The organism is Methylobacterium sp. FW306-05-D, from assembly GCF_058782155.1.
Window position 1 is genome coordinate 1 of the sequence record NZ_JBYSXL010000075.1, and the last position, 21,930, is coordinate 21,930.

At 69.9% G+C, this 21,930-nt stretch carries 30 protein-coding genes and 1 tRNA gene; 18 read left to right on the forward strand and 13 right to left on the reverse strand.

What is annotated here, in order from left to right:
- From AC3WLN_RS19685 to rsgA, 3 genes are all read left to right on the forward strand, one after another.
- The coding region (locus AC3WLN_RS19685) for a PopZ family protein (RefSeq protein ID WP_492484094.1) at window positions 1–290 on the forward strand (290 nt) is incomplete at its 5' end.
- Between the two features lie 129 nt (window positions 291–419).
- Window positions 420–3,155, forward strand: a complete 2,736-nt coding sequence (locus tag AC3WLN_RS19690) for a valine--tRNA ligase (RefSeq protein WP_492484096.1) — start codon at window positions 420–422, stop codon at window positions 3,153–3,155.
- Window positions 3,156–3,162: 7 nt separating this feature from the next.
- A complete protein-coding gene (gene rsgA, locus AC3WLN_RS19695) occupies window positions 3,163–4,161 on the forward strand; it encodes a ribosome small subunit-dependent GTPase A (RefSeq protein WP_492484098.1) in 999 nt (332 codons plus the stop codon).
- A gap of 10 nt (window positions 4,162–4,171) precedes the next feature.
- On the opposite strand, the gene purD is transcribed toward rsgA, so the two are convergent.
- Window positions 4,172–5,455 carry a phosphoribosylamine--glycine ligase gene (purD, locus tag AC3WLN_RS19700; RefSeq protein ID WP_492484100.1) on the reverse strand — a complete coding sequence of 428 codons (1,284 nt, stop codon included), beginning with the start codon at window positions 5,453–5,455 and terminating at the stop codon, window positions 4,172–4,174.
- 191 nt (window positions 5,456–5,646) lie between these two features.
- Between purD and AC3WLN_RS19705 the strand changes: the two genes are divergently transcribed.
- From AC3WLN_RS19705 to AC3WLN_RS19770, 14 genes are all read left to right on the forward strand, one after another.
- Entirely contained in the window at window positions 5,647–5,826 is a 180-nt protein-coding gene (locus tag AC3WLN_RS19705; RefSeq protein WP_492484102.1) for a hypothetical protein, read from the forward strand.
- 61 nt (window positions 5,827–5,887) lie between these two features.
- Window positions 5,888–7,606, forward strand: a complete 1,719-nt coding sequence (gene xseA / locus AC3WLN_RS19710) for an exodeoxyribonuclease VII large subunit (protein WP_492484104.1) — start codon at window positions 5,888–5,890, stop codon at window positions 7,604–7,606.
- Between the two features lie 163 nt (window positions 7,607–7,769).
- Window positions 7,770–7,997, forward strand: coding sequence for a DUF4170 domain-containing protein (locus tag AC3WLN_RS19715; protein ID WP_492484106.1), 228 nt, complete (start codon window positions 7,770–7,772; stop codon window positions 7,995–7,997).
- 136 nt (window positions 7,998–8,133) lie between these two features.
- Entirely contained in the window at window positions 8,134–9,078 is a 945-nt protein-coding gene (locus AC3WLN_RS19720) for a ribose-phosphate pyrophosphokinase (RefSeq protein ID WP_055959118.1), read from the forward strand.
- 188 nt (window positions 9,079–9,266) lie between these two features.
- Window positions 9,267–9,977 carry a DUF1013 domain-containing protein gene (locus tag AC3WLN_RS19725; protein WP_463779197.1) on the forward strand — a complete coding sequence of 237 codons (711 nt, stop codon included), beginning with the start codon at window positions 9,267–9,269 and terminating at the stop codon, window positions 9,975–9,977.
- 337 nt (window positions 9,978–10,314) lie between these two features.
- Entirely contained in the window at window positions 10,315–12,045 is a 1,731-nt protein-coding gene (gene rpsA, locus AC3WLN_RS19730; RefSeq protein WP_056184418.1) for a 30S ribosomal protein S1, read from the forward strand.
- A 393-nt stretch (window positions 12,046–12,438) separates the two neighbouring features.
- Complete coding sequence (gene sppA, locus AC3WLN_RS19735; RefSeq protein WP_492484109.1) at window positions 12,439–13,425, forward strand: signal peptide peptidase SppA; 987 nt, start codon at window positions 12,439–12,441, stop codon at window positions 13,423–13,425.
- A 47-nt stretch (window positions 13,426–13,472) separates the two neighbouring features.
- Window positions 13,473–13,784, forward strand: a complete 312-nt coding sequence (gene ihfB / locus AC3WLN_RS19740; RefSeq protein ID WP_055959108.1) for an integration host factor subunit beta — start codon at window positions 13,473–13,475, stop codon at window positions 13,782–13,784.
- 34 nt (window positions 13,785–13,818) lie between these two features.
- Window positions 13,819–14,193 carry a lipopolysaccharide assembly protein LapA domain-containing protein gene (locus AC3WLN_RS19745; RefSeq protein WP_463779188.1) on the forward strand — a complete coding sequence of 125 codons (375 nt, stop codon included), beginning with the start codon at window positions 13,819–13,821 and terminating at the stop codon, window positions 14,191–14,193.
- Window positions 14,194–14,224: 31 nt separating this feature from the next.
- Window positions 14,225–14,866, forward strand: a complete 642-nt coding sequence (locus AC3WLN_RS19750; RefSeq protein WP_492484112.1) for a phosphoribosylanthranilate isomerase — start codon at window positions 14,225–14,227, stop codon at window positions 14,864–14,866.
- A 157-nt stretch (window positions 14,867–15,023) separates the two neighbouring features.
- A complete protein-coding gene (gene trpB / locus AC3WLN_RS19755) occupies window positions 15,024–16,265 on the forward strand; it encodes a tryptophan synthase subunit beta (protein WP_492484114.1) in 1,242 nt (413 codons plus the stop codon).
- A gap of 111 nt (window positions 16,266–16,376) precedes the next feature.
- Window positions 16,377–16,453 (forward strand) — tRNA-Met (locus tag AC3WLN_RS19760).
- 284 nt (window positions 16,454–16,737) lie between these two features.
- The gene (locus AC3WLN_RS19765; protein ID WP_055959102.1) at window positions 16,738–16,917 is read left to right on the forward strand and encodes a hypothetical protein; all 180 of its coding nucleotides are present in this window, start codon (window positions 16,738–16,740) and stop codon (window positions 16,915–16,917) included.
- Window positions 16,918–17,040, forward strand: a complete 123-nt coding sequence (locus tag AC3WLN_RS19770; protein WP_272481521.1) for a hypothetical protein — start codon at window positions 16,918–16,920, stop codon at window positions 17,038–17,040. It abuts the gene before it with no gap.
- Window positions 17,041–17,116: 76 nt separating this feature from the next.
- On the opposite strand, the gene AC3WLN_RS19775 is transcribed toward AC3WLN_RS19770, so the two are convergent.
- From AC3WLN_RS19775 to AC3WLN_RS19820, 10 genes are all read right to left on the reverse strand, one after another.
- A complete protein-coding gene (locus AC3WLN_RS19775) occupies window positions 17,117–17,584 on the reverse strand; it encodes a hypothetical protein (RefSeq protein ID WP_055959100.1) in 468 nt (155 codons plus the stop codon).
- 34 nt (window positions 17,585–17,618) lie between these two features.
- Window positions 17,619–17,840 carry a hypothetical protein gene (locus AC3WLN_RS19780; protein WP_243214760.1) on the reverse strand — a complete coding sequence of 74 codons (222 nt, stop codon included), beginning with the start codon at window positions 17,838–17,840 and terminating at the stop codon, window positions 17,619–17,621.
- 75 nt (window positions 17,841–17,915) lie between these two features.
- Entirely contained in the window at window positions 17,916–18,707 is a 792-nt protein-coding gene (locus AC3WLN_RS19785; RefSeq protein ID WP_055959093.1) for a hypothetical protein, read from the reverse strand.
- 61 nt (window positions 18,708–18,768) lie between these two features.
- Entirely contained in the window at window positions 18,769–18,963 is a 195-nt protein-coding gene (locus AC3WLN_RS19790) for a hypothetical protein (RefSeq protein ID WP_055959090.1), read from the reverse strand.
- Window positions 18,960–19,415: a hypothetical protein gene (locus AC3WLN_RS19795; RefSeq protein WP_055959087.1), complete on the reverse strand. Its 456-nt coding sequence runs from the start codon at window positions 19,413–19,415 to the stop codon at window positions 18,960–18,962. Before AC3WLN_RS19795 ends, AC3WLN_RS19790 begins: the two co-directional genes overlap by 4 nt.
- Window positions 19,412–19,642: a hypothetical protein gene (locus AC3WLN_RS19800; protein ID WP_055959084.1), complete on the reverse strand. Its 231-nt coding sequence runs from the start codon at window positions 19,640–19,642 to the stop codon at window positions 19,412–19,414. Before AC3WLN_RS19800 ends, AC3WLN_RS19795 begins: the two co-directional genes overlap by 4 nt.
- The gene (locus AC3WLN_RS19805; RefSeq protein ID WP_146180520.1) at window positions 19,639–19,998 is read right to left on the reverse strand and encodes a fasciclin domain-containing protein; all 360 of its coding nucleotides are present in this window, start codon (window positions 19,996–19,998) and stop codon (window positions 19,639–19,641) included. The genes AC3WLN_RS19800 and AC3WLN_RS19805 overlap by 4 nt, the downstream gene beginning before the upstream one ends.
- A gap of 2 nt (window positions 19,999–20,000) precedes the next feature.
- Window positions 20,001–20,381 carry a hypothetical protein gene (locus AC3WLN_RS19810; RefSeq protein WP_055959078.1) on the reverse strand — a complete coding sequence of 127 codons (381 nt, stop codon included), beginning with the start codon at window positions 20,379–20,381 and terminating at the stop codon, window positions 20,001–20,003.
- Window positions 20,382–20,383: 2 nt separating this feature from the next.
- On the reverse strand, window positions 20,384–20,662 hold the full coding sequence (locus tag AC3WLN_RS19815) for a hypothetical protein (RefSeq protein WP_146180521.1): 279 nt from the start codon (window positions 20,660–20,662) through the stop codon (window positions 20,384–20,386).
- Between the two features lie 9 nt (window positions 20,663–20,671).
- Entirely contained in the window at window positions 20,672–20,866 is a 195-nt protein-coding gene (locus AC3WLN_RS19820) for a hypothetical protein (protein WP_146180522.1), read from the reverse strand.
- Between the two features lie 110 nt (window positions 20,867–20,976).
- On the opposite strand from AC3WLN_RS19820, the gene AC3WLN_RS19825 reads away from it, so the two are divergent.
- On the forward strand, window positions 20,977–21,276 hold the full coding sequence (locus AC3WLN_RS19825; RefSeq protein WP_055959069.1) for a hypothetical protein: 300 nt from the start codon (window positions 20,977–20,979) through the stop codon (window positions 21,274–21,276).
- An 11-nt stretch (window positions 21,277–21,287) separates the two neighbouring features.
- On the opposite strand, the gene AC3WLN_RS19830 is transcribed toward AC3WLN_RS19825, so the two are convergent.
- Together AC3WLN_RS19830 and AC3WLN_RS19835 are read right to left on the reverse strand one after the other, a co-directional pair.
- Window positions 21,288–21,458: a hypothetical protein gene (locus AC3WLN_RS19830; RefSeq protein WP_156375894.1), complete on the reverse strand. Its 171-nt coding sequence runs from the start codon at window positions 21,456–21,458 to the stop codon at window positions 21,288–21,290.
- Entirely contained in the window at window positions 21,458–21,790 is a 333-nt protein-coding gene (locus AC3WLN_RS19835; protein ID WP_055959066.1) for a hypothetical protein, read from the reverse strand. Before AC3WLN_RS19835 ends, AC3WLN_RS19830 begins: the two co-directional genes overlap by 1 nt.
- Window positions 21,791–21,930 lie beyond the last annotated feature (140 nt).

Below are 21,930 nucleotides of genomic sequence, written 5' to 3' on the forward strand. Positions count from 1 at the left end.
CCCCCGCCTCGGTCGAGCCGCCCCGCCCGGCGCCGCAGCCCGCCGCCCGCGCGCCCGAGCCGGAGCCGACGCCCACCGAGCGCCTCACCTCGGCCGTCACCGACGCCAGCGTCGCCCAGGCCTTCAACATGCTCTCCAGCTCGGTGATGAGCATCCAGTCCCGCACCGTGGAAGAACTCGTGCAGGACATGCTTCGGCCGATGCTGAAGGACTGGCTCGACGAAAACCTCCCCGGCATGGTCGAGCGGCTGGTCCGGGCCGAGATCGAGCGCGTGGCCAGGGGCCGCTAGGGCGAGAGGGCCGCTAGGGCGAGAGGGGCCGCCGACGCCGAATCGCGGGGCTCGCGAGTTGACGCAAGGGCCGTGACGGGTTGAAAGCGGGCCAGCTTCCGCTTCCTCGACATGTGACCCGATCCGCCCATGATGGACAAGACCTTCGATCCCGCCGCCGTCGAGGCGCGCATCGCCGCCTCCTGGGAGTCCGGCGGCGCCTTCCGGGCCGGACGGCCCGAGCGGGCCGGGGCGACGCCCTTCACCATGGTGATCCCGCCGCCGAACGTCACCGGCAGCCTGCACATGGGGCACGCCCTCAACAACACGCTCCAGGACATCCTCTGCCGCTTCGAGCGCATGCGCGGCCGCGACGTGCTCTGGCAGCCGGGCACCGACCATGCCGGCATCGCCACCCAGATGGTGGTGGAACGCCGCCTCGCCGAGGCGAAGGAGCCGGGCCGGCGCGAGATCGGCCGCGCGGCCTTCGTGGAGAAGGTCTGGGCCTGGAAGGCGGAATCGGGCGGCGCCATCGTCAACCAGCTGAAGCGCCTCGGCGCCTCCTGCGACTGGTCGCGCGAGCGCTTCACCATGGGCGTCTCGGGCGCGCCGGACGACCAGATGGTCCGCGCCGTGACGAAGACCTTCGTCGACCTGCACGCGCAGGGCCTGATCTACCGCGACAAGCGCCTCGTGAACTGGGACCCCAAGTTCCAGACCGCGATCTCCGACCTGGAGGTGATCCAGGTCGAGGTGAAGGGCCATCTCTGGCACTTCGACTACCCGGTCGTCGATGCGGACGGCGCCGAGACCGGCGCGGTCATCACGGTGGCCACGACCCGGCCCGAGACCATGCTGGGCGACACCGCGGTGGCGGTCCACCCGGAGGACGAGCGCTACACCCATCTCGTCGGCCGATTCGTGCGGCTGCCCCTCGTCGGGCGCCTGATCCCGATCGTGGCCGACAGCTATTCCGATCCCGAGAAGGGCACGGGTGCGGTCAAGATCACGCCCGCCCACGACTTCAACGATTTCGAGGTGGGCCGCCGCGCCGGCTGCACGCCGATCAACATCCTGGATGCGGAAGCCCGCATAAGCCTCGACGGCAATACGGCTTTCCTTGCCGGCGCCGACCCCGAGCCGGAGGCCCTGGCCCTGCACGGCCTCGACCGGTTCGAGGCGAGGAAGCGCGTCGTCGCCCTGATGGAGGCGCGCGAGCGCCTGCGCCTGACCGAGCCCAACACCCATGCGGTCCCACACGGCGACCGCTCGAACGTCGTCATCGAGCCCTACCTCACGGACCAGTGGTACGTGAACGTGAAGCCGCTCGCCGAGCGCGCCCTGCAGGCGGTGCGCGACGGCAAAACCCGTTTCGTGCCCGAGAATTACGAGCGGACCTTCTTCCAGTGGCTCGAGAACATCGAGCCCTGGTGCATCTCGCGCCAGCTCTGGTGGGGCCACCAGATCCCGGTCTGGTACGACGAGGCCGGCGGCATCTACGTCGCGACGACCGAGGCCGAGGCGCAAGGTCAGGCCGAGGCGCAGCGCGGGGCAGCGGTCGTCCTGCGCCGGGACGAGGACGTCCTCGACACCTGGTTCTCCTCCGCCCTGTGGCCGTTCTCGACGCTGGGCTGGCCGGACGAGACCCCGGAACTGGCGCGCTACTACCCGACCGACACGCTGGTGACCGGCAAGGACATCATCTTCTTCTGGGTCGCCCGGATGATGATGCTCGGGCTGCACGTCACCGACCGGGTGCCGTTCTCCACGGTCTACCTGCACACGCTGGTGCGCGATGCGTCGGGCGCCAAGATGTCGAAGTCGAAGGGCAACGTCGTCGATCCCCTCGGGCTCATCGACCAGTACGGCGCCGACGCCCTGCGCTTCACCCTCGCGGCGATGGCCGCGCAGGGGCGCGACATCAAGCTCGCGGTGAACCGGGTCGAGGGCTACCGCAACTTCGCGACGAAGCTCTGGAACGCCTCGCGCTTCGCCGAGATGAACGGCTGCACCCTGCGGGCCGAGTACCGGCCGGAGGAGGCGGGCGAGACCCTGAACCGCTGGGCGCTCGGCGAGGCCGCGCGGGCGGTGGCCGAGGTCACGGCGGCGCTCGAGGCCTACCGCTTCAACGACGCGGCGGCGGCCGCCTACCGCTTCGTCTGGAACATCTTCTGCGACTGGTACCTGGAGCTCGCCAAGCCGGTGCTCCAGGGGGAGGGCGTCGAGGCCGCCGCCAGGGCCGAGACGCAAGGGACCGTGGCCTTCCTGATCGACCAGATCGCCAAGCTGCTGCACCCGTTCATGCCGTTCCTCACGGAGGAGCTCTGGGCGATCAAGGGCGAGGGTTTTTCGGAGTCGCGCGGCCTGCTCGCCCTGGCGTCCTGGCCGGATCTGGCCGCCCTGAACGATTCGGCCTCCGAGGCGGAGATCGGCTGGCTCGTGGACCTCGTCTCGGAGATCCGCTCCGCCCGCTCGGAGACCAGCGTGCCGGCGGCCGCGCAGATCCCCCTCGTGGTGGTGGGCGCCGACGCCGAATTGCGCGCCCGCGCCACCCGCTGGGGCGACACCCTGGTCCGCCTGGCCCGGCTCTCCGAGATCCGCTTCGAGGCGGTCGCGCCGAAGAATTCGGTGCAGCTCCTGGTGCGCGGCTCGGTGGCGGCCCTGCCCCTGGAGGGCATCGTCGACCTCGCGGCGGAGGTCGCGCGCCTGAAGAAGGAGGCGGCCAAGGCCGGCGCCGAGATCGCCAAGATCGAGGCCAAGCTCGGCAATGCCGACTTCCTCGCCCGCGCCCCCGACGAGGTGGTGGACGAGCAGCGCGAGCGCCGCGACGGGGAGGCGGCCCGCCTGGAGAAGATCACGGAGGCGCTGGCGCGGCTCGCCGGTTGAGCGCGTCGTGACCGCCGCCCATAGCCTCGCCGAACTCGGCTGGTCCGCCTTCTTCGCGGACCAGCGCCGGCCCGACGAGGCGGGCCTCCTGCCCCAGCGCGTCGCCACCGTGCACCGCGCCCGCATGAGCGCCCTCTCCGAGGGGGGACCGGTCAAGCTCATGCTGCCGGTCCACACCAACACCGGCGACTACGCCGTCGGCGACTGGGTCCTGGTCGAGGCCGGCACGCAGATGCTGCGCCGGCGCCTGGACCGGCGCACCGTGCTCGAGCGGCGCCGGGAAGGCAGCGCCTCGCCGCAGCTCGCGGCGGCGAACGTCGATGCACTGTTCATCGTCACCTCCTGCAACGCGGACTTCAACCCGACCCGGCTGGAGCGCTACCTCGCCCTGGCCAACCAGGGCGGGGCGGAGCCCGTCATCGTGCTGACGAAAGCGGACGTGGCAGCGGATTCCGGGCGCTACCGACGCGCGGCCGAGGCCCTGCAGCGCGACCTCGCCGTCACGGTCGTGAATACACGCGAGCCCGAGGCGGCGACGCAGCTCGCCCCCTGGTGCGGTCCCGGCCGCACCGTCGCGGTGGTCGGCTCCTCGGGCGTCGGCAAGTCGACCCTGGTGAACACCCTGGCGGGTCCGGACCTTGCGGCGCCGCAGGCCACGGGCGGCATCCGGGAGCACGACGCCAAAGGCCGGCACACCACGACGAGCCGCTCGCTCCACGCCATCGCGGGCGGCGGCTGGGTGATCGACACGCCGGGCATCCGCTCGCTCCAGCTCGGCGACGCGGCCGAAGGGATCGACACCCTGTTCGCCGAGATCACCGAGCTGGCACCCGCCTGCCGCTTCCGCGACTGCACGCACGCCCACGAGCCCGGCTGCGCCGTGCAGGGTGCCGTGGCCGAGGGTCGCCTCGACCCGGAGCGGGTGGCGCGCTGGCGCATCCTGCAGGCCGAGAACCGGGGCAACACGGTGGTGCCGACCGGCCCGCGCGGCAACAAGCGGCGCTGACGGCCCGGTCTCAGATCCCGCCGCCGGCAACCTCGCGGGCCACGGCGCGGCGGCCGATGTCGCGTCGGCAGAACCCCTCCGGCCAGTCGATCCGGGCCACCGCCGCGTAGGCGCGGGCCTGGGCCTCCATCATGCTCTCGCCCAGGGCCGTGACGGCGAGCACCCGGCCGCCATCGGCGAGCAGGCGCCCGCCCTCGGCACGGGTGCCGGCCTGGAACACGATGACCTCGTCGCTCACCCCCGCCGCCTCGACGCCGCGGATCTCGGACCCGCGCATCACCGTGCCGGGATAGCCGGCCGCTGCCATGACCACGGTGAGGGCCGCGCGGCGCGCATCGAATTCCAGGTCGATGCCGGACACGTCGCCCTCGCAGGCCGCCAGGAGGGCGGGCACGAGGTCGGAGGCGAGGCGGGGCATCAGCACCTGGGCCTCCGGGTCGCCGAAGCGGGTGTTGTATTCGATCAGCTTCGGCCCGTCGGCGGTGAGCATCAGCCCGGCATAGAGGATGCCGGTGAAGGGAATGCCGCGCGCGCGCATGCCGTCGAGGGTCGGGGCGATGATCGTCTCCATCACCTCCCGCTCCAGGGCCGGGGTCAGGATGGTGGCCGGCGAATAGGCACCCATGCCGCCCGTATTCGGACCGCGGTCCCCGTCGAAGACCCGCTTGTGATCCTGGGCCGTGCCCACCGGCACCGCGCGGGTGCCGTCGCACAGGGCGAAGAAGCTCGCCTCCTCGCCGAACAGGCATTCCTCGATGACGATCTCGGCGCCGGGCTCCTCGAACAGGGCACGCACCGCGTTCTCGGCCTGCTCCCGGGTCTCGGCCACCACCACGCCCTTGCCGGCCGCCAGCCCGTCGGCCTTCACGACGATCGGTGCCCCGTGCGCGGCGAGATAGGCCAGGGCCGGTTCGAGGGCCTGGAAACGGGCGAAGGCGGCGGTGGGAATGCCGACCTCGGCACAGAGATCCTTGGTGAAGCCCTTCGAGCCTTCGAGCTGGGCGGCGGCCTTGGTCGGCCCGAAGACCCGAAGACCCGCCGCCTGGAGGTCGTCCACGAGGCCGGCCACCAGGGGGGCTTCGGGCCCGACCACCACGAGGCCGATGCGCTCGCCCGCGCAGAAGGCCCGCACGGCTGCGTGGTCCGATACGTCGAGATCCGGCCGGTTCTCGCCGAAAGCGGCCGTGCCGGGGTTGCCGGGCGCGGTGAACAGGCGGGCGCAGAGCGGGCTCTTGGCGATGGCGTAGGCCAGGGCGTGCTCGCGCCCGCCCGAGCCGATGAGGAGGATGTTCATGGGGCGTGATGTTCCCCAAAAGCCAACCGTTGAATAGTCCGATTCTCCGTGGACCCTGGCGATGTGCACGAGAAGCGTTCCGCGAACCGGGTCCGCCATTCGTGCCGTGGCGTATGGTCAGGGTGGAACGAACACGTCGGGACGACGTTAAGAGGATCATGCCAGGCTGTCGCAAATCCGTTCCGTTTTTGGTGGCGCCGACTTCCCCCCGGAGCGTCAGCCTCTCGCAATATGTCACGCGCGGCAGGGTTCCGGTTAGAGCCTGCAACGACAACAGCAACCTCGACGACCTGCCGATCTGGCGCATGGCCCTGGCGATCTGCGCCGTTCCGGTGGCGTCGGTCCTGGTGATCCTGTCCATCCTGATGTGAGGCCCGGGCCGCGCGGCCGCCTACTTTACCTGCCGCAGCGCCGGCCCTAGCGTCCGCGCCCATGGCCGTTCCCCCTCCGCCCGCCAAAACCGTCATCGTACCCGGACCAGTCTCCAACGTACCGGAATGGTCCGTCGGTGACCTCGCCTCCGCTCTCAAGCGGACGCTGGAGGACGCTTTCGGCCATGTCCGTCTGCGCGGCGAGATCTCGGGCTTTCGCGGCCAGCACAGCTCCGGCCACGCCTATTTCTCGTTGAAGGACGGCAGCGCCCGCATCGACGCGGTCGTCTGGAAGGGTACCTTCAACCGTCTGCGCCAGCGTCCCCAGGAGGGGCTGGAGGTGGTCGCCACCGGGCGGATCACGACCTTTCCGGGCAAGTCCTCCTACCAGATCGTCATCGAGACCCTGGAGCCGGCGGGCATCGGCGCCTGGATGGCGCTTCTCGAGGAGCGCAAACGCGTGCTCGCCGCCGAGGGCCTGTTCGCGGCCGAGCGCAAGCGGCCCATTCCCTACCTGCCCTGCATCGTCGGCGTCGTGACCTCGCCCACCGGCGCCGTCATCCGCGACATCCTGCACCGGCTGGCGGACCGCTTCGCCCGGCCGGTCCTGGTCTGGCCGGTGCGCGTGCAGGGGGAGGGGGCGGCCGAGGAGATCGCCGCGGCGATCCGGGGCTTCAACGCATGCATGCCGGGCGGTCCGATCCCACGTCCTGACGTGCTGATCGTGGCCCGCGGCGGCGGCTCGATCGAGGATCTCTGGACCTTCAACGAAGAATGCGTGGTGCGCGCGGCTGCGGACTCGACGATTCCGCTGATCTCGGCGGTGGGCCACGAGACCGATACCACCCTGATCGACTTCGTCTCCGACCGCCGGGCCCCGACCCCGACCGGAGCCGCCGAGATGGCGGTGCCGGTGCGGACCGACCTCGTCGCCGAGGTGACCGATCTCGGGCGGCGCCAGCGCGAGGCGGTCCAGCGGCGCCTCGACCGGGAGCGCAGCGACCTGCGCGCCCTGGTGCGGGCGATGCCCGATGTCGACGCCTTCCTCGCCGCCAAGCGCCAGCGCCTCGACCTCGCCGAGGCCCGCCTCGGCCCGGCGCTGGCCGGAAACGCACGGGTGTTCCGGCTGCGGGTCTCGCGCCTGGTCGAGCGCTTCGCCCGGCATCCGCCGACCCTGGCCCTCGCCCAGGCCCGCGGACGCGTCGCCCGCATCGGTGACCGCCCCGGCGCCGCCCTGCGCCACGACATGGCGCGGAAAGCGGAGGGGCTGTCGTATCTCGGGCGCCGCCTCGTCATCGCCCGCGAGGGAACCCTGAGCCGGGCCCGCGCCGAGCAGGTGCGCAGTCGCGAGCGCCTCGGCGCGCTGCAGGCGCGCCTCGTCCAGGCCGGCGTCCGGCTGACCGAGCGCCGCGCCGACCGCCTCGCCGGTCTGGCCGGCCTTCTCGGCTCCCTCAGCTATCGCGCCGTCCTGGCTCGCGGCTATGCCCTGGTGCGCGATGGGGACGGGCGCGCGATCCGCGCCGCCGCGCAAGTCGCCCCGCACATGACCCTCGAATTCGCCGACGGCCTCGTCGGCGTCCGCCCCCTCAATGCCCCGTCCGACACGCGGGCCGGCCCCCTTGCGTCGCTCCCCGAGAACCACGCCGAGCCGGTCTCCGGGAAGAGGGTCACCGGAAAGACGGGCGCCCGGAAGACCGCGCCGAAGAAGGCCGTCCCGAAGCCGTCCCAGCCGGAGTCCGCCGCGGTCCCGGCTCGGCAGGGGACCCTGTTCGATCTCTGAACAGGGGTCGTCGGCAACGCCGCACGGCGCCCCCGTGGCCGTCCGGCATGTTTCCCGGCACATCGTTCGGGTTGACGAACCCGTCTGCGTTTGCGACCGGACCGGCGGCACGGCTCGTGCCTTCCGGAATGGCGCCGGAACCGACCGGGGAGGAGACGCGGCAATGACGACGACGATCGACAGCGCACAGAGACTGCATCTCGTCTTCGGCGGCGAGTTGGAGAGTCTCGACGGCGTGAACTTCCGCGACGTCAAGAATCTCGACATCGTCGGCATCTTTCCGGACTACGCCTCGGCGCAGAGCGCCTGGAAATCCAAGGCACAATCGACGGTTGACAGCGCACAGACGCGCTACTTCATCGTGCATCTGCACCGGCTGCTCGAGCCCTGATGTGCGAAAACCTGGGCTCGTAACCCAGGTGAAGGCATTGTGACGCCCCTGTTGCGGCTGTTATGGAGCGCCGCAACGAAGGCCCGCCCCCCGGCACGGGACCGGCCCTCCTGGATCGCGAGATGAAGACCCCGGCATGAAGTCCTCGATCAAGATCATCGCCGGCAACGCGAGCCGGCCTCTGGCCGAGGCCATCGCGGCATACCTCGAATTGCCGCTGGCCAAGTGCATGGTCCGGCGCTTCGCCGATATGGAGATCTTCGTCGAACTTCAGGAGAACGTGCGCGGCGAGGACGTGTTCATCGTCCAGTCCACCTCGTTCCCAGCCAACGATCACCTGATGGAACTGCTCATCATGATCGACGCCGCGCGCCGCTCGTCGGCCCGGCGCATCACCGCGGTGATCCCGTATTTCGGCTATGCCCGCCAGGACCGGCGTACCTCGGGCCGCACCCCGATCTCGGCCAAGCTGGTCGCCAACCTCATCACCGAGGCCGGCGCCGACCGCGTGATGACCCTCGACCTCCATGCCGGGCAGATCCAGGGCTTCTTCGACATCCCGACCGACAACCTGTTCGCCGCCCCCGTGATGGTGCGCGACATCAAGGAACGCCTCGACCCGCGGGACTGGATGGTGGTCTCGCCGGATGTCGGCGGCGTGGTCCGCGCCCGGGCCATCGCCAAGCGCATCGACGCAACCCTGGCGATCGTCGACAAGCGCCGCGAGCGTCCCGGCGAATCCGAAGTGATGAACATCATCGGCGAGGTCGAGGGTCGCTCCTGCATCCTCGTCGACGACATCGTGGATTCCGGCGGCACCCTGGTGAACGCCGCCGAGGCCCTGTTGAATGCCGGCGCCAAGGACGTCTCCGCCTACATCACGCACGGGGTGCTCTCGGGCGGCGCGGTCTCGCGCATCGCCGCCTCGCGGATGAAGGAACTGGTCATCACCGACTCGATCCAGCCGACCCAGGCGGTCAAGCTCGCGCGCAACATCCGGGTCGCCACCATCGCGCCGCTGCTCGGCGAGGCCATCGGTCGGACGGCGACGGAATCGAGCGTGTCGAGCCTCTTCACCTGAGGCCCGCGTCCCGGATGTCCGGGACCGGCGGATCGCAATTGCGTTGACCCCATCGGAACCTGTATAGACGGCGCTTCCCTATTGCAGCGTTGAGACGGGATGCTGCCGGCCAGCCAAGGCCGGAGCGAGCGACGCCCTGTCGGCGGCGCCCCGGACCCGTCCCGCACGAACCAGTTGGAGTTAGCCCGATGTCGCAAGGCCCGCTGATGCCGAAGGCCACCGCCGTATGGCTGGTGGAGAACACCTCGCTGGCCTTCGAGCAGATCGCCGATTTCTGCAAGCTGCACCCCCTCGAGGTGAAGGGCATCGCTGACGGCGAGGTCGCCGCCGGCATCAAGGGCCTCGACCCGATCACCACCGGCCAGCTCACCCGCGACGAGATCGAGAAGGCGCAGAAGAGCCCGAACTACAAGCTCAAGGTCGCGGTCTCGAAGGTGAAGCTGCCCGAGGTGAAGCGCACCACCAAGGGTCCGCGCTACACGCCCCTGTCCCGCCGCCAGGACCGGCCGAACGCCATCCTCTGGCTGCTGCGCAACCACCCCGAGCTCAAGGACGCGCAGATCATCCGCCTCGTCGGCACCACCAAGTCGACGATCCAGCAGATCCGCGAGCGCACCCACTGGAATTCCGGCTCCCTGCAGCCGATGGACCCCGTGACCCTCGGCCTCTGCACCCAGATCGACCTGGATTTCGAGGTGCAGCGCTCGGCCAAGGACCGTCCGGCCAACATGCCGGTGGACGGCGGCGCGACGCTGCTCCCCACCGAGGTCTCGACGGCCACGGACTACACCGAGTCCGACGAGCACCATCGCAGCGCCCGCGACGAGAAGCTCAACGCCGATTCGGTCTTCGCCAAGCTCAAGGGCATGCGCAGCACCGAGGACGACGACGAGGACTAAGGGCCCCGCCCATCCAGTGCCGACCGATCCCCGCAGCCCCGCTGCGGGGATTTTTCATTTCCGGGGTCGAAGGCCGCCACGGTACCCGGCCTGTTGCCGGAGGCCCGGCAATCCGCTATGCAACCGCCGTTCTCCGAATGGATTCGACGAGGCTCGGCTGTCCCGCCGGGCCCCGGCCCGTTTGGAGGATCGCTCTCGACCATCGTTTGAGAATGCGTCGGCCCTCCTCCGGGAGGTTGAGCCCGTCGGGTCCGTGGCCCCGGGTGACGACGTCGAGGGTGTTCCGTCACACGAGCCGCCGATGCCGGCCTCCCGATGAGGCCTGTCAGGAGACAGAATGACCGCTGGTAACGCCCTGCAGCGTAGCCCGAGCCGCGACGATTTCGCCGCTCTTCTCGAGGAGTCGTTCCTCGAACACGAGATCACCGAAGGGTCCGTCGTCAAGGGTCGCGTCGTCGCGATCGAGAAGGACGTGGCCGTCATCGACATCGGCGCCAAGACGGAAGGCCGTGTCGCCCTCAAGGAATTCAACGGCCCCGGCCGCGAAGGCGAGCTCGCCGTCGGCGACGAGGTCGAGGTCTATGTCGACCGCATCGAGAATGCGCTCGGCGAGGCCGTGATCTCGCGCGACAAGGCGCGTCGCGAGGAGAGCTGGGTCAAGCTCGAGAAGGCCTTCGAGGCCAACGAGCGCGTCACCGGCGCGATCTTCAACCAGGTCAAGGGCGGTTACACCGTGGACCTCGACGGCGCCGTGGCCTTCCTGCCGCGCTCTCAGGTCGACATCCGGCCCGTGCGCGACGTCACCCCGCTCCTGGGTACGCCGCAGCCCTTCCAGATCCTTAAGATGGATCGCCGCCGCGGCAACATCGTCGTGTCGCGCCGCACCGTCCTCGAGGAGAGCCGCGCCGAGCAGCGCTCCGAGCTGGTGGCCAACCTCGAAGAGGGTCAGGTCATCGACGGCGTCGTCAAGAACATCACCGAGTACGGCGCCTTCGTCGATCTCGGCGGTATCGACGGCCTGCTCCACGTCACCGACATGGCGTGGCGCCGCGTGAACCATCCGTCCGAGGTCGTGACCATCGGCCAGACGGTCAAGGTCAAGATCATCAAGATCAACCACGAGACCCACCGCATCTCGCTCGGCATCAAGCAGCTGCTGGCCGATCCGTGGGAGGGCATCGCCCAGCGCTACCCGGTCGACGCCAAGCTCAAGGGCCGCGTGACCAACATCACCGACTACGGCGCCTTCGTGGAGCTGGAGCCGGGCATCGAAGGCCTGATCCACGTCTCCGAGATGTCCTGGACGAAGAAGAACGTCCACCCGGGCAAGATCGTCTCCACCTCGCAGGAAGTGGAAGTGCAGATCCTCGAGGTCGATCCCGTCAAGCGCCGCATCTCGCTCGGCCTCAAGCAGACCCTCCAGAACCCCTGGGAGGCCTTCGCCCAGCAGCATCCGGTGGGCTCCGAGGTCGAGGGCGAGGTCAAGAACAAGACCGAGTTCGGCCTGTTCATCGGCCTCGACGGCGATGTCGACGGCATGGTCCACCTGTCGGATCTCGACTGGAACCGTCCCGGCGAGCAGGTCATCGAGGAGTTCAAGAAGGGCGACATGCTGCGCGCCCAGGTTCTCGACGTCGACGTCGAGAAGGAGCGCATCTCGCTCGGCGTGAAGCAGCTCGGCGGCGACCCCTTCACGGAAGCGGGCGACCTGAAGAAGGGTCAGATCGTGACCTGCGAAGTGGTGGACGTGAAGGATTCGGGCGTCGACGTGAAGATCGTCGATACCGACCTGACGACCTTCATCCGCCGGGCCGAGCTCGCCCGCGACCGTGGCGATCAGCGCCCCGAGCGCTTCGCCGCCGGCGAGAAGTTCGACGCCCGCGTGATCCAGTTCGACCGCAAGGCGCGCCGGGTCCAGCTCTCGATCAAGGCCCTCGAGATGGCCGAAGAGAAGGAGGCGATGGCCCAGTTCGGTTCGACCGACTCGGGCGCCTCGCTTGGCGAGATCCTGGGCGCGGCCTTCAAGAAGGCCCGCACCAGCGACGACAAGGACGAGTCGCAGGACTGATCCGTCCCGCATGAGCCCCGGTCCTCCCGGACCGGGGAACGCGAAACAGTCTCTACGCCCGCGCGGGATCGCTTCCCGCGCGGGCGTTTTTCATGGGCGCAGCCTCGGCGGCCGGGTTCGCGGCGGAGGATGCCGGCCCCCTTGTCGGTCCGCGTCCGGCAAGGCTAGAACACGGGCGAGGCGACGGATCGCCTTGGGTATCACGCCGGAGGACGCGCGATACCCGAGGCCGTGATTCGTCAAAGGCCGAGATGCGTCAAAGGCTTGATGCAAATCGGCGGGGAGTGTGGGACAAGGTTCGGTACGCTGGCGCGTAGCGGGCCCGGAGCCCGGGAACTCGGCGACCAAAATATCAGCCGGTCGAGCCGGCACGAGAGGGAGCAGAACCAGCGCATGGCCGCGGATGCCGAACTTCTGATCGATCGCCGGCGCCTGCGCCGCAAGCTCTCCCTCTGGCGCGTCCTCGGCATCGGCGGCCTCGTGGTCGCGGTCGGCGCGGTCGGTCTGCGGGTCCGCAACGGCGCAGAGGGCCTGGGCCTCGGCAGCGTCCGGCCGCAGATCGCCCGGATCTCCGTGGGCGGCTTCATCGCCGGCAGCGAATCCACCACCAAGCTGATCGAGCGCGTCCGCGACGCCAGCGCCGTGCAGGGCGTCGTGGTGTCGATCTCCTCGCCGGGCGGGACCACCACCGGGTCCGAGGAGCTCTACCGCAACCTGCGGGCGCTCGCCGAGAAGAAGCCCATGGTGGCCTTCGTCGACGGCACCGCCGCCTCCGGCGCCTACATCGCCGCGATCGCCGCCGACCACATCGTGGCGCGCGAGACCGCGCTCGTCGGCTCCATCGGTGTGCTGTTCCAATATCCGGACCTGTCGGGACTCCTCGACAAGGTCGGGGTCAAGGTCGAATCCGTCAAATCCGCGCCCCTCAAGGCCGAGCCCTCGGGCTTCACGCCCACCTCGCCCGAGGCCCGGGCCGCCCTCGCGGCCGTCGTCGGTGACACCTACGCCTGGTTCAAGGGCCTCGTGGCCGACCGGCGCAGGATGACCGAGAAGGAACTCGCCACCGTCTCCGACGGCCGGGTGTTCAGCGGTCGCCAGAGTGTGCCCCTCAAGCTCGTCGACGGCCTCGGCGGCGAGCGGCAGGCGATCGCCTGGCTCGAATCCGAGCGCGGCGTGGCCAAGGACCTTCCGGTGCTGGACTGGAAGCCGACCGCCAAGAGCGACTTCCGGCTCTGGTCGGCCCTCGGCCTCGGAGCCGACCTCGTCGGGCTCGACGGGCTCGCGGCACGCCTGCGCCAGGTTGGAGACGAAACGGCGGGTCTGGCCCAGGGCGGCCTCCTGGTGCTGTGGCGTCCGGGCCCCGCGGACTCTGCCCGCTGAGGGCCCGCGCCACACTCTTTCGTGCATGACTTCGTGAAGGCCCTCGCATGATCAAGTCGGAGCTCGTGCTCAAGATCGCCGAGCAGAACCCGCATCTCTACCAGCGCGATGTCGAGACCCTGGTGAACGCGATCCTCGACACCATCGCGGATGCCCTCGCCCGGGGCGACCGGGTGGAACTGCGCGGCTTCGGGGCCTTCTCGGTGAAGCGTCGCGATGCGCGGCGCGGGCGCAACCCGCGGACGGGTGCGGCCGTTGCCGTCTCGGAAAAGGCTATTCCCGTGTTCAAGACGGGCAAGGAGATGCGCCTGCGCCTCAACGAGGCCGGCATCGGGGACGGCGAGGCCGCCGCGTCCTGATCCGCCCCGTACCCTACGTTCGGAGTTCCTCTCGATGATCCGCTTCCTCAAGGGCCTGGTTTTGCTTCCCGTGGCGATCCTGGTGGTCGCCTTCGCGGTGGCGAACCGCGATGCGGTGCGGGTCTCCTTCGATCCGCTCTCGCCCGACATGCCGCTCTTCAGCGCGACGCTGCCGCTCTACCTGCTGCTGTTCATCGCGGTGGCGGTCGGCGTGCTGCTCGGCGGCTGCGGTGCCTGGTTGGGTCAGTCGCGCACCCGCCGCACCAGCGCCGAGCGCCGTCGCGAGATCCGCCGCCTGGAAACCGAGACCGCCCGCCTGAAGACCTACGCGCCGGCACCGACCAACGAGGGTCCGAACGGCATCTACCGCAACGCTCCCGACCGCGTCGCTCTGCCGGCCCCGCGCTGAGGCCGGCCCGGATCCGCACGCCTGGAACTGCATGTCGGCCATCGCCATCAAGATCTGCGGGCTCAGCACGCCGGAGACCCTCGACGCCGCCTTGACCGCCGGTGCCGACTTCGTCGGCTTCGTGCACTTCCCCAGGAGTCCCCGCCACGTGGACCTGGAGACCGGCCGCACTCTGTCGGCGCAGGCGAAGGGCCGGACCCAGCGGGTGGTCCTCCTCGTCGATCCGGATGACGCCCTGGTGGCCGCCGCCGTCGCGGCTCTCGATCCCGAATGGATCCAACTCCACGGCCACGAGACGCCCGAGCGCGTCGCTGCCCTCCGCGCCGCCACCGGGCGCCGGATGATGAAGGCGCTCGGCGTCGCGACGGCTGCGGATCTCGACGCGGTGGCGGCCTATGCGGAGACGGCCGACCGCATCCTCCTCGACGCCAAGGCGCCGCCGGGCGCCGTGCTGCCCGGCGGCAACGGCCACGCCTTCGACTGGACCCTGCTCCACGGTGTCGCCCTGCCGGCGGACTACATGCTCTCGGGCGGGCTCACCCCCGACACTGTGGCGGCCGCGCTCGCCCTTACGGGAGCCCGCGCGGTCGATGTCTCCTCCGGCGTCGAGATCCGTCCGGGAGAGAAATCGCCGGAGCGGATCGCCGCCTTCGTCGCTGCCGCCCGGGGCTGACAGCGGAGGGAATCCCGGCCGGACGCCCTGCGCTTTCCGCCCCGAATGGCCCGGATTCGTCGGTCATTTCGCAATTCGACGCGTTGGCCGCATTGTCGCCGCCCCCCGCGCGGGTCTAGGCCTATCGACAATCGCAGACCTGACAAGGACCACGCCCGTGACCATCGCTCCCCCTCCGAACTCGTTCCGCAACGGCCCGGACGAGCGCGGCCGCTTCGGCATCTTCGGCGGACGCTTCGTGGCCGAGACGCTGATGCCGCTGATCCTCGACCTGGAGGCGGCCTATACCGCCGCGAAGGCCGATCCGGCCTTTCAGGCGGAGATGAACAGCCACCTGACCCATTATGTGGGCCGGCCGAGCCCGCTCTACTACGCCGAGCGCATGACGGAGCACCTGCGTGCGCAGGCCGCCCCCGGCCACGGCGCGAAGATCTTCTTCAAGCGCGATGAGCTGAACCACACCGGCTCGCACAAGGTGAACAATGTGCTCGGCCAGATCATGCTGGCCCGCCGCATGGGCAAGCCCCGCATCATCGCCGAGACCGGCGCCGGCCAGCATGGTGTCGCCACCGCCACCCTCTGCGCCCGCTTCGGCCTGAAATGCGTGGTCTACATGGGCGCCGTCGACGTGGCGCGCCAGGCGCCCAACGTGTTCCGCATGAAGATGCTCGGCGCCGAGGTGGTGCCGGTGCAGTCCGGCACCAAGACCCTCAAGGACGCGATGAACGAGGCCCTGCGCGACTGGGTCACCAACGTCGCCGACACCTTCTACTGCATCGGCACGGTGGCGGGCCCGCATCCCTACCCGGCGATGGTGCGCGACTTCCAGTCGATCATCGGCCGCGAGACGAAGCAGCAGATGCTGGAGATGGAGGGCCGACTGCCGGATTCCCTCGTCGCCTGCATCGGCGGCGGCTCCAACGCCATGGGCCTGTTCCATCCCTTCCTCGACGATCCCGAGGTCGCGATGTACGGCGTCGAGGCGGCGGGCCACGGCATCTCCAGCGGCCTCCACGCGGCTTCGCTGTCGGGCGGCAAGCCCGGCGTGCTGCACGGCAACCGCACCTACCTGCTGCAGGATGCCGACGGCCAGATCGCGGACGCGCACTCGATCTCGGCCGGCCTCGACTATCCCGGCATCGGCCCCGAACACGCCTGGCTGCACGAGGCCGGGCGCGTCACCTATCTCTCGGCGACGGATCAGGAAGCCCTCGACGCCTTCAAGCTGTGCTCGATGCTGGAAGGCATCATCCCAGCCCTGGAGCCCGCCCACGCCCTCGCCAAGGTGCGGGAACTGGCACCCCAGAAGCCCCAGGATCATCTCCTCGTCGTCAACCTCTGCGGCCGCGGCGACAAGGACATTCCCCAGGTCGCCGAGATCCTGGGGACCAAGCTCTGAGCCCAGCGGGGGAACGGCCATTTTCCGAGGCCGGACCCCGTTGACACCCCACGGCGGGGTTCCCTATACCGCCGATCTCATCGCGGCCACGATTTTCGGCGGCCGCGGTCTGGCGGGGTAGCTCAGCTGGTTAGAGCAGAGGAATCATAATCCTTGTGTCGGCGGTTCAAATCCGTCCCTCGCTACCAACAATTCCAAGTCATCACAGCGACTTAGACGACAAGCCCTGGACACCGTGTCCGGGGCTTTTTGCTTCTCGGGCGGAGTTCGGGCGGACTTTTCTGCACGGCTGCCGGGAGGCCCGCCCGAAATCCATTCCCGGGCGGGTCGAAATCCGACGCTGGCACGCGCCGTGGACAGTCCCAAGCCCAACCGGTTGGATTTGAGTGATCGGCTTAGCCAGCCCTCAACGCGGGCCTGCCACGGTGACCGCGTGAGCCGCGCACCTTCACTCCCCCCGTCCTATGCCCGCATGCGGAACCTGCAGCGCGAGGTTCACGACCTCTGCTACCTCGCCCTGCGGAAGGACCTGACGCGTCCTGAGCGGCGCGCCCGTCTGCAGGAGATCGACAGCCGGATGAGCGATCGGCTGCCCCTCGACGGGCGGGGGATCGACGCCACCATCGAACGGCTGGAGGCCGACCGGGCCTAGGTGCTGGAGGACCACCGCATCAGTCGCGGCGTCATCTACGACGGGCTGACCGACTTCACCCGGCCCTACCGGTGCATGGCCGAGGACCCCGGGCCCTACGTCTACCAAGCCGAGCACGTCTAGAGGCGGGCGGGTTTCAGCCGAGCGGGTGATTTCGGCGCCGGCCGCTTGGATTCCCGCGAGCGGCTAAACCCGGATCTCAGGGTGCGAGGCCGCCGAGGTCCCCGCGATCCTCGGGATCGATCGGGGCCGACAGGTGCCGCTCGCTCTCGACAACGTGCGTCACGCTCTGGCCTAGCCGGCGCTCGGTCAGGAGCCGGTAGGTGCCGTTCCGGAGCAGCGTCACGCCGAGGCAGCGCTCCTGCTTCTTGGCGCCTGGTACCGACGTCAGGAAGATCCCGGCGTACTCGCCGCGCCACGGCTTGAACCAAACCGTCAATGCGACGGTCGTCGCCGGGCCGTCCTCCTGCGGTTTCGGGAGCCACTCCGTCGTCGCGACCCAGGCCTCCTCCGCCTCCTGGAGCACGCGCTTCCGGTTGACGCCCGACAGCGTGGAGGCCGCCCACAGGGGATGCGCCTCGATCGCATCGACAGGAATCGGCGTGAAGACGACCTCGCCGTCGGGGGCCCAGGCGCGCGTGAATTTTTCGGTGACCGGATCTCGCATGCCCGCATGATGCGGGCGAGCCGTTAACCGGCCGTCAGCCGGCGGAGCGGGCAGCCTCTCGGGCCCGGCGCTCCGGCCCCAGCTTCCGCGCCAGGTCCGCCGGCCGGGACGCCCTCACGAACCCGCGGCTGACCTTCCCCGAGATCTCAGCCATCTCGATCAGGGCGTCGCCGAGCGCCCGCCTCAGGGCGTCCCGCGCGTCGCCGTCGGCGGCTTCCATGTAGGCCCGCTCCATCTCGTCCACGATCCGCTCCATCGATTCTGTCATAGAACGAATGGAGAACAAATCCGCTCGGGAGTCGATCCCTGGACGCGACGTTTCGGCCCTTGGTCAGACGAACCAGCTGACCACCAGTGCGACCGCGATGCAGAGGCCGACCTGCAGAACGGTGGAGCGCAGGCGGTCGATCGCTGCGGCGAGGTTGGCGGTATCCAGGTTGGGGGCGGGATCCGCGGGAGCCTGAAGCGGCGGCCCCTGTTCCGGCACCCCATCATCCTCGTCGACCTTTGGCTGCGGCGCGTCGCTCCAGCTGAGATGCCGGACCGTGCCCCGTGCCACCTCTGGGCTCTCGCTCGCGTGGTCCGCGTGGGGAGCCAGATACCAGGTGACCCCGTAGCCGGGCGGCGTGTGCTCGTCGCCCTTCGTGATCCAGAGATCGAGCTTCACGCCGAGGTGGAACGACGGCATCTCGCCAGCGCGGTAGGCCGCGAGCATCGCGGCCATGTCCATCTCGGGGATCCAACACTCCAGGAACCAGGCGTCCTCGCTCCTGAACTCCCGGTCTCCGGCGATGAAGCCGAGCACGCCGGTGAACGGGGTGTAGCCGTTGCCGTCCTCCTGAGGGATGGCGGGCCGGATCGTCACGGGCAGGACCCGGCAGGTGTCGCCCCATCCAGCGAGCCGGACAGTGTCCCTCCGGATCGCGGCCATCCCGGACAGCTGGGGTGTCCGGCTGATGGTCCCGTAGTCCGTGGAGACGGCCTGGCCCATCTTGAGGTTCGAGACCTCGACCCAGAGGGTCCGATAGGGGTCGTGGTGCCACTCTCCCTCGACCTCCGGGATCGCCATCGTCCCGTCCGTGACGATCGATTTCAGCCGCGCGCGCTTGTCCTGTCTCACCATGTGCCCCCCGAGGTTGAGGCACTCTCGCGGGCTGGCAAGGCCCCGTCCAGGGTTCCCGTCCTTAAGCCTGCCTGCGTCCCACGCGGCGCCGGTCGTTGATGACCTCCCGCTTCACGGCGTGCGAGATCCACAGGGCGAGCTCCCTCCGGAGGCGGGCCGGTCGCTCCACCGGGGTGTCCGCCGGGTTCTCGGAGATGACCTTCTCGACGGTCCAAGCGGCCCCGCCGGCGATCTCGTCGATCGTGGACTGCCTCATGCCACCACCATCAGCTGGACCTCGACGACCTCCGCCTCCAGCCGCTCGGGGAAGAGCGTGGGGTGGTGCAGGCGGAGGTCCTCCCACTGCTCGCGGACCTGCCGCGCCGTCGCCTCGGCCGCCTCGCGCTTGAGGTAGACCTGCGCGGTCGCCAGCCCGTCCCACTCCTTCCGGTTCGGGTGCATGGACCGGTTGCAGAACAGGAGCCCCGTCACGGTGTCCCGGACAGCGAACCTGGTCACCGGCGCGGAGGCCTGCTCGGCGCTCGGCGGGTAAGCCTCCGCCTTTCGCAGGGCGGCGACCGCGCAGGTGCGGCAGCGCTGCGAGCGCTTCTCGCCGACCGCGCGTTCCCGGCAGTCCCGGCATCGGAACGAGTACAGCCCCGACGACCACCCGAACGGACGGAGGGCGTCGTCGGTGTAGCCGTCGTGGATCGGGCAGGATCTGATCATGCTCGCCTCCGCGCCTTGGCCTCGGCGGCCCGGCGCGCCTTCCGGTTTGGGCCGGCGTCGTCGGGCCGGCGGAAGGCCAGAGACGCGACGAACGGGCTCATCTCCCGGCAGGTCACCTCGAACTCGGCCGCGAGCTCGGTGGATCGTGCCATGCGCTCGACCACCTCGCGCACGCCCATGCGCCTCAAGGGGATCCGGCGACCGGCGATGTGGATGCTCTCGCTCATGCCCGTAGCCCCTGCAGCTGCCTCTCGATGCCGAGGCGGACGGCGATGGCGTGGCGAACCTGGCGGACGAATTCCTCGGAGGGGTCCTCGCGGAAATCGTTCGGGGTGCAGTGCCAGGCGCAGTAGACGATCACGGCGTCGCCCTGCGTCACCCTCGCGCCGTTGACGGTGACGACGTCGCCTTGGGTCCCGATCCGGATCTCTTCGCCGTCCGAGGGGAGGCCGATCGCTTCGAGGGCTTCCCTCGCGATCGGCCCGTTGATGGGGGCAACCCATAGGGACGACATCTCTCCCGGCATGACCACGGCCATCCGGGGCGGCGTCATGCGGAAGGGCGTCTCGGTGTAGATGCGCATGGTCAGGCCCTCCACTCGTACCGATTGACCTCGTCGTTGAGCTTCTCCTCGGAGAGGACGATCTCCCCGGCAGGCGTGCGGACGTCGGCAGGCCACCAGTCCCCGTTGTCTCGACCCCAGAACGCCGTGCTGATGGCCTCGTCGAGGGAGTAGACCTCCACCGTCATCGGGGAGTGGAAGCGCATCCCGTGCACCACGTGAGTGACGACCCGGGCCGCCAACTCGGCCTCCCGCTTCAGAAAGGCCGACACCGCCTTGCTCAGGGCCGTCTCGGCCGCGCCGAGGTCGGTCCATACGGTCTTGTCGCCCCAGGGGGCCGCGCAGGCCTTCACGCGGACCTCGTTCCAGGAGACGGCGGCCGCCTCGATCGGGGAGCGGTGCATGCTCAGGCCTCCACCTTCGGCAGGTGCTTCGAGATATCGTTGAGGAAGCACCACAGGCCTGCGGCGCCAACGTCGTCCTCGTCATTGAAGTGCGCGATGATGGCCGCCTTCACCACGGCGGGGTCCCGGGCGAACAGGGCGTCGAGATCCCGAAGGGTTGCGAGCTTGCTCTCGTGCCGGCCGGCCCGGTACTGAGCGTCATCGCCCTCAAAGACCGTGCCGTCCTCGGCCGTGCGGATCTCCACTTGGACCTTGCGGGTCACGGTCTTGTAGCTGCTCACCGCCATCGCTCAGGCCCCCCTGCGCTGCTCGGCGAGCAACCCGTCGAGGCTGTCCCGGAGCGCCCGGACGTGCGTCGTCCCGTCGAGGTCGTCGGGGTCCGTGCAGGCCTCGGCCTCGCGCAGGGCGGCCCGCACCGCGGCGATGTCGTCCTCGATCGCGACGTGGCGCTTTGGCGCCTCGGTGTTCGTGTCCCTGATGTCCATCGTCCTCTCCATCACCACGCCGACCACACCGCCGGCAGACCGCCCGCCGGGGCCTTCTCCGCATCGTCCCGGGCTTGCCTCCCCGGCGGGGCGCGCCCAGACTCCCGGGCATGCCCGAGGACGCCTACGACGCCGCCGACGCCCGCCACCTTGAGGGCATGCCGCTGCCCCGGGCCCGGCCGGCCGGGCATGTCGAGGACCGCTACCCCGTTGAGGACGGCCCGGGCTCCGGGGAGCGCGTCGAGCTGGTCGTGCGGGTGCTCCGCGGAACGGCACGGTCCACCGTCATCGTGGCCGACCCGGCCACCGGGCGGGCCCTAGCCCAAGACGTCGTCCCGCACGGGGGCGAGGCCGGCGCGGCGGCCGCGGCCGTCTACGCTGCGCTGAAGAAGGCCAACGCTTGCCTGTAGAGATCCGAGGCTCACGGGCAGTCCTCCCCGCGGGCGGCCTGACGGCGCTGGACGGCCGCGACGATGCGGGTGACCTCCGTCGGCGGCCGCGGGCCATCCAGGCGCGAGAGGACGCCCACGCCGAGGATGAGCGCGAAAACCAGGGCTATCGAGACCATCGCGACGATGAGCGTGAGGTCCATCAGGACGAGGCCCCCGCGGACCCGGAGACGGCACGGCGTGCGATCTCGCGTGCGACCGAGGCGTCGATCCAGAACGTGCGCCCGTCCTCCATCCGGTAGGCACCGCCGACCTCGGCCTCGATCGCGGCCGCGGTCCGGGCGTCCTCAACCGCCATCACGGCCGCAGCGTCGTCGAGGAAACCCTGGCGGTAGGAGTGCGGCAGGTTCTGAACCTGCTCGCCCTCAGTGTAGGAGAAGGGCCCCTGAAAGGCCGTCCTGCGAGCGTTCGACCGCCGAACCCAGCGCACGAACAAGGCCTGCGCGATAGCAAGCTGGCGCTCTTGAACGCTCACGTCCGGCCCTCCGAGATGAGGCCCTTGGCCACCAGCACCGCGTAGACGCCCCCGGCGAGCTGCAGGTCGTCGAGCCCATCCTTGCGTCCCTACGTGAGGACCTGTCACTAATACACATCTCACGCAGCCGACCAATAGCC

What these genes read in the sequence shown, in the direction of transcription:
- AC3WLN_RS19825 (WP_055959069.1), top strand. Translation starts at nt 20,977, where the DNA reads ATGCCCGAGGACGCCTACGACGCCGCCGACGCCCGCCACCTTGAGGGC.
- xseA (WP_492484104.1), top strand. Translation starts at nt 5,888, where the DNA reads ATGGCCGTTCCCCCTCCGCCCGCCAAAACCGTCATCGTACCCGGACCA.
- AC3WLN_RS19715 (WP_492484106.1), top strand. Translation starts at nt 7,770, where the DNA reads ATGACGACGACGATCGACAGCGCACAGAGACTGCATCTCGTCTTCGGC.
- AC3WLN_RS19745 (WP_463779188.1), top strand. Translation starts at nt 13,819, where the DNA reads ATGATCCGCTTCCTCAAGGGCCTGGTTTTGCTTCCCGTGGCGATCCTG.
- AC3WLN_RS19800 (WP_055959084.1), bottom strand. Translation starts at nt 19,642, where the DNA reads ATGAGCGAGAGCATCCACATCGCCGGTCGCCGGATCCCCTTGAGGCGC.
- AC3WLN_RS19765 (WP_055959102.1), top strand. Translation starts at nt 16,738, where the DNA reads ATGCGGAACCTGCAGCGCGAGGTTCACGACCTCTGCTACCTCGCCCTG.
- AC3WLN_RS19820 (WP_146180522.1), bottom strand. Translation starts at nt 20,866, where the DNA reads ATGGACATCAGGGACACGAACACCGAGGCGCCAAAGCGCCACGTCGCG.
- AC3WLN_RS19790 (WP_055959090.1), bottom strand. Translation starts at nt 18,963, where the DNA reads ATGAGGCAGTCCACGATCGACGAGATCGCCGGCGGGGCCGCTTGGACC.
- AC3WLN_RS19750 (WP_492484112.1), top strand. Translation starts at nt 14,225, where the DNA reads ATGTCGGCCATCGCCATCAAGATCTGCGGGCTCAGCACGCCGGAGACC.
- AC3WLN_RS19725 (WP_463779197.1), top strand. Translation starts at nt 9,267, where the DNA reads ATGTCGCAAGGCCCGCTGATGCCGAAGGCCACCGCCGTATGGCTGGTG.
- AC3WLN_RS19785 (WP_055959093.1), bottom strand. Translation starts at nt 18,707, where the DNA reads ATGGTGAGACAGGACAAGCGCGCGCGGCTGAAATCGATCGTCACGGAC.
- sppA (WP_492484109.1), top strand. Translation starts at nt 12,439, where the DNA reads ATGGCCGCGGATGCCGAACTTCTGATCGATCGCCGGCGCCTGCGCCGC.
- AC3WLN_RS19780 (WP_243214760.1), bottom strand. Translation starts at nt 17,840, where the DNA reads ATGGAGCGGATCGTGGACGAGATGGAGCGGGCCTACATGGAAGCCGCC.
- purD (WP_492484100.1), bottom strand. Translation starts at nt 5,455, where the DNA reads ATGAACATCCTCCTCATCGGCTCGGGCGGGCGCGAGCACGCCCTGGCC.
- rpsA (WP_056184418.1), top strand. Translation starts at nt 10,315, where the DNA reads ATGACCGCTGGTAACGCCCTGCAGCGTAGCCCGAGCCGCGACGATTTC.
- AC3WLN_RS19720 (WP_055959118.1), top strand. Translation starts at nt 8,134, where the DNA reads ATGAAGTCCTCGATCAAGATCATCGCCGGCAACGCGAGCCGGCCTCTG.
- AC3WLN_RS19830 (WP_156375894.1), bottom strand. Translation starts at nt 21,458, where the DNA reads ATGGACCTCACGCTCATCGTCGCGATGGTCTCGATAGCCCTGGTTTTC.
- AC3WLN_RS19805 (WP_146180520.1), bottom strand. Translation starts at nt 19,998, where the DNA reads ATGCGCATCTACACCGAGACGCCCTTCCGCATGACGCCGCCCCGGATG.
- AC3WLN_RS19775 (WP_055959100.1), bottom strand. Translation starts at nt 17,584, where the DNA reads ATGCGAGATCCGGTCACCGAAAAATTCACGCGCGCCTGGGCCCCCGAC.
- AC3WLN_RS19810 (WP_055959078.1), bottom strand. Translation starts at nt 20,381, where the DNA reads ATGCACCGCTCCCCGATCGAGGCGGCCGCCGTCTCCTGGAACGAGGTC.
- AC3WLN_RS19690 (WP_492484096.1), top strand. Translation starts at nt 420, where the DNA reads ATGATGGACAAGACCTTCGATCCCGCCGCCGTCGAGGCGCGCATCGCC.
- AC3WLN_RS19795 (WP_055959087.1), bottom strand. Translation starts at nt 19,415, where the DNA reads ATGATCAGATCCTGCCCGATCCACGACGGCTACACCGACGACGCCCTC.
- ihfB (WP_055959108.1), top strand. Translation starts at nt 13,473, where the DNA reads ATGATCAAGTCGGAGCTCGTGCTCAAGATCGCCGAGCAGAACCCGCAT.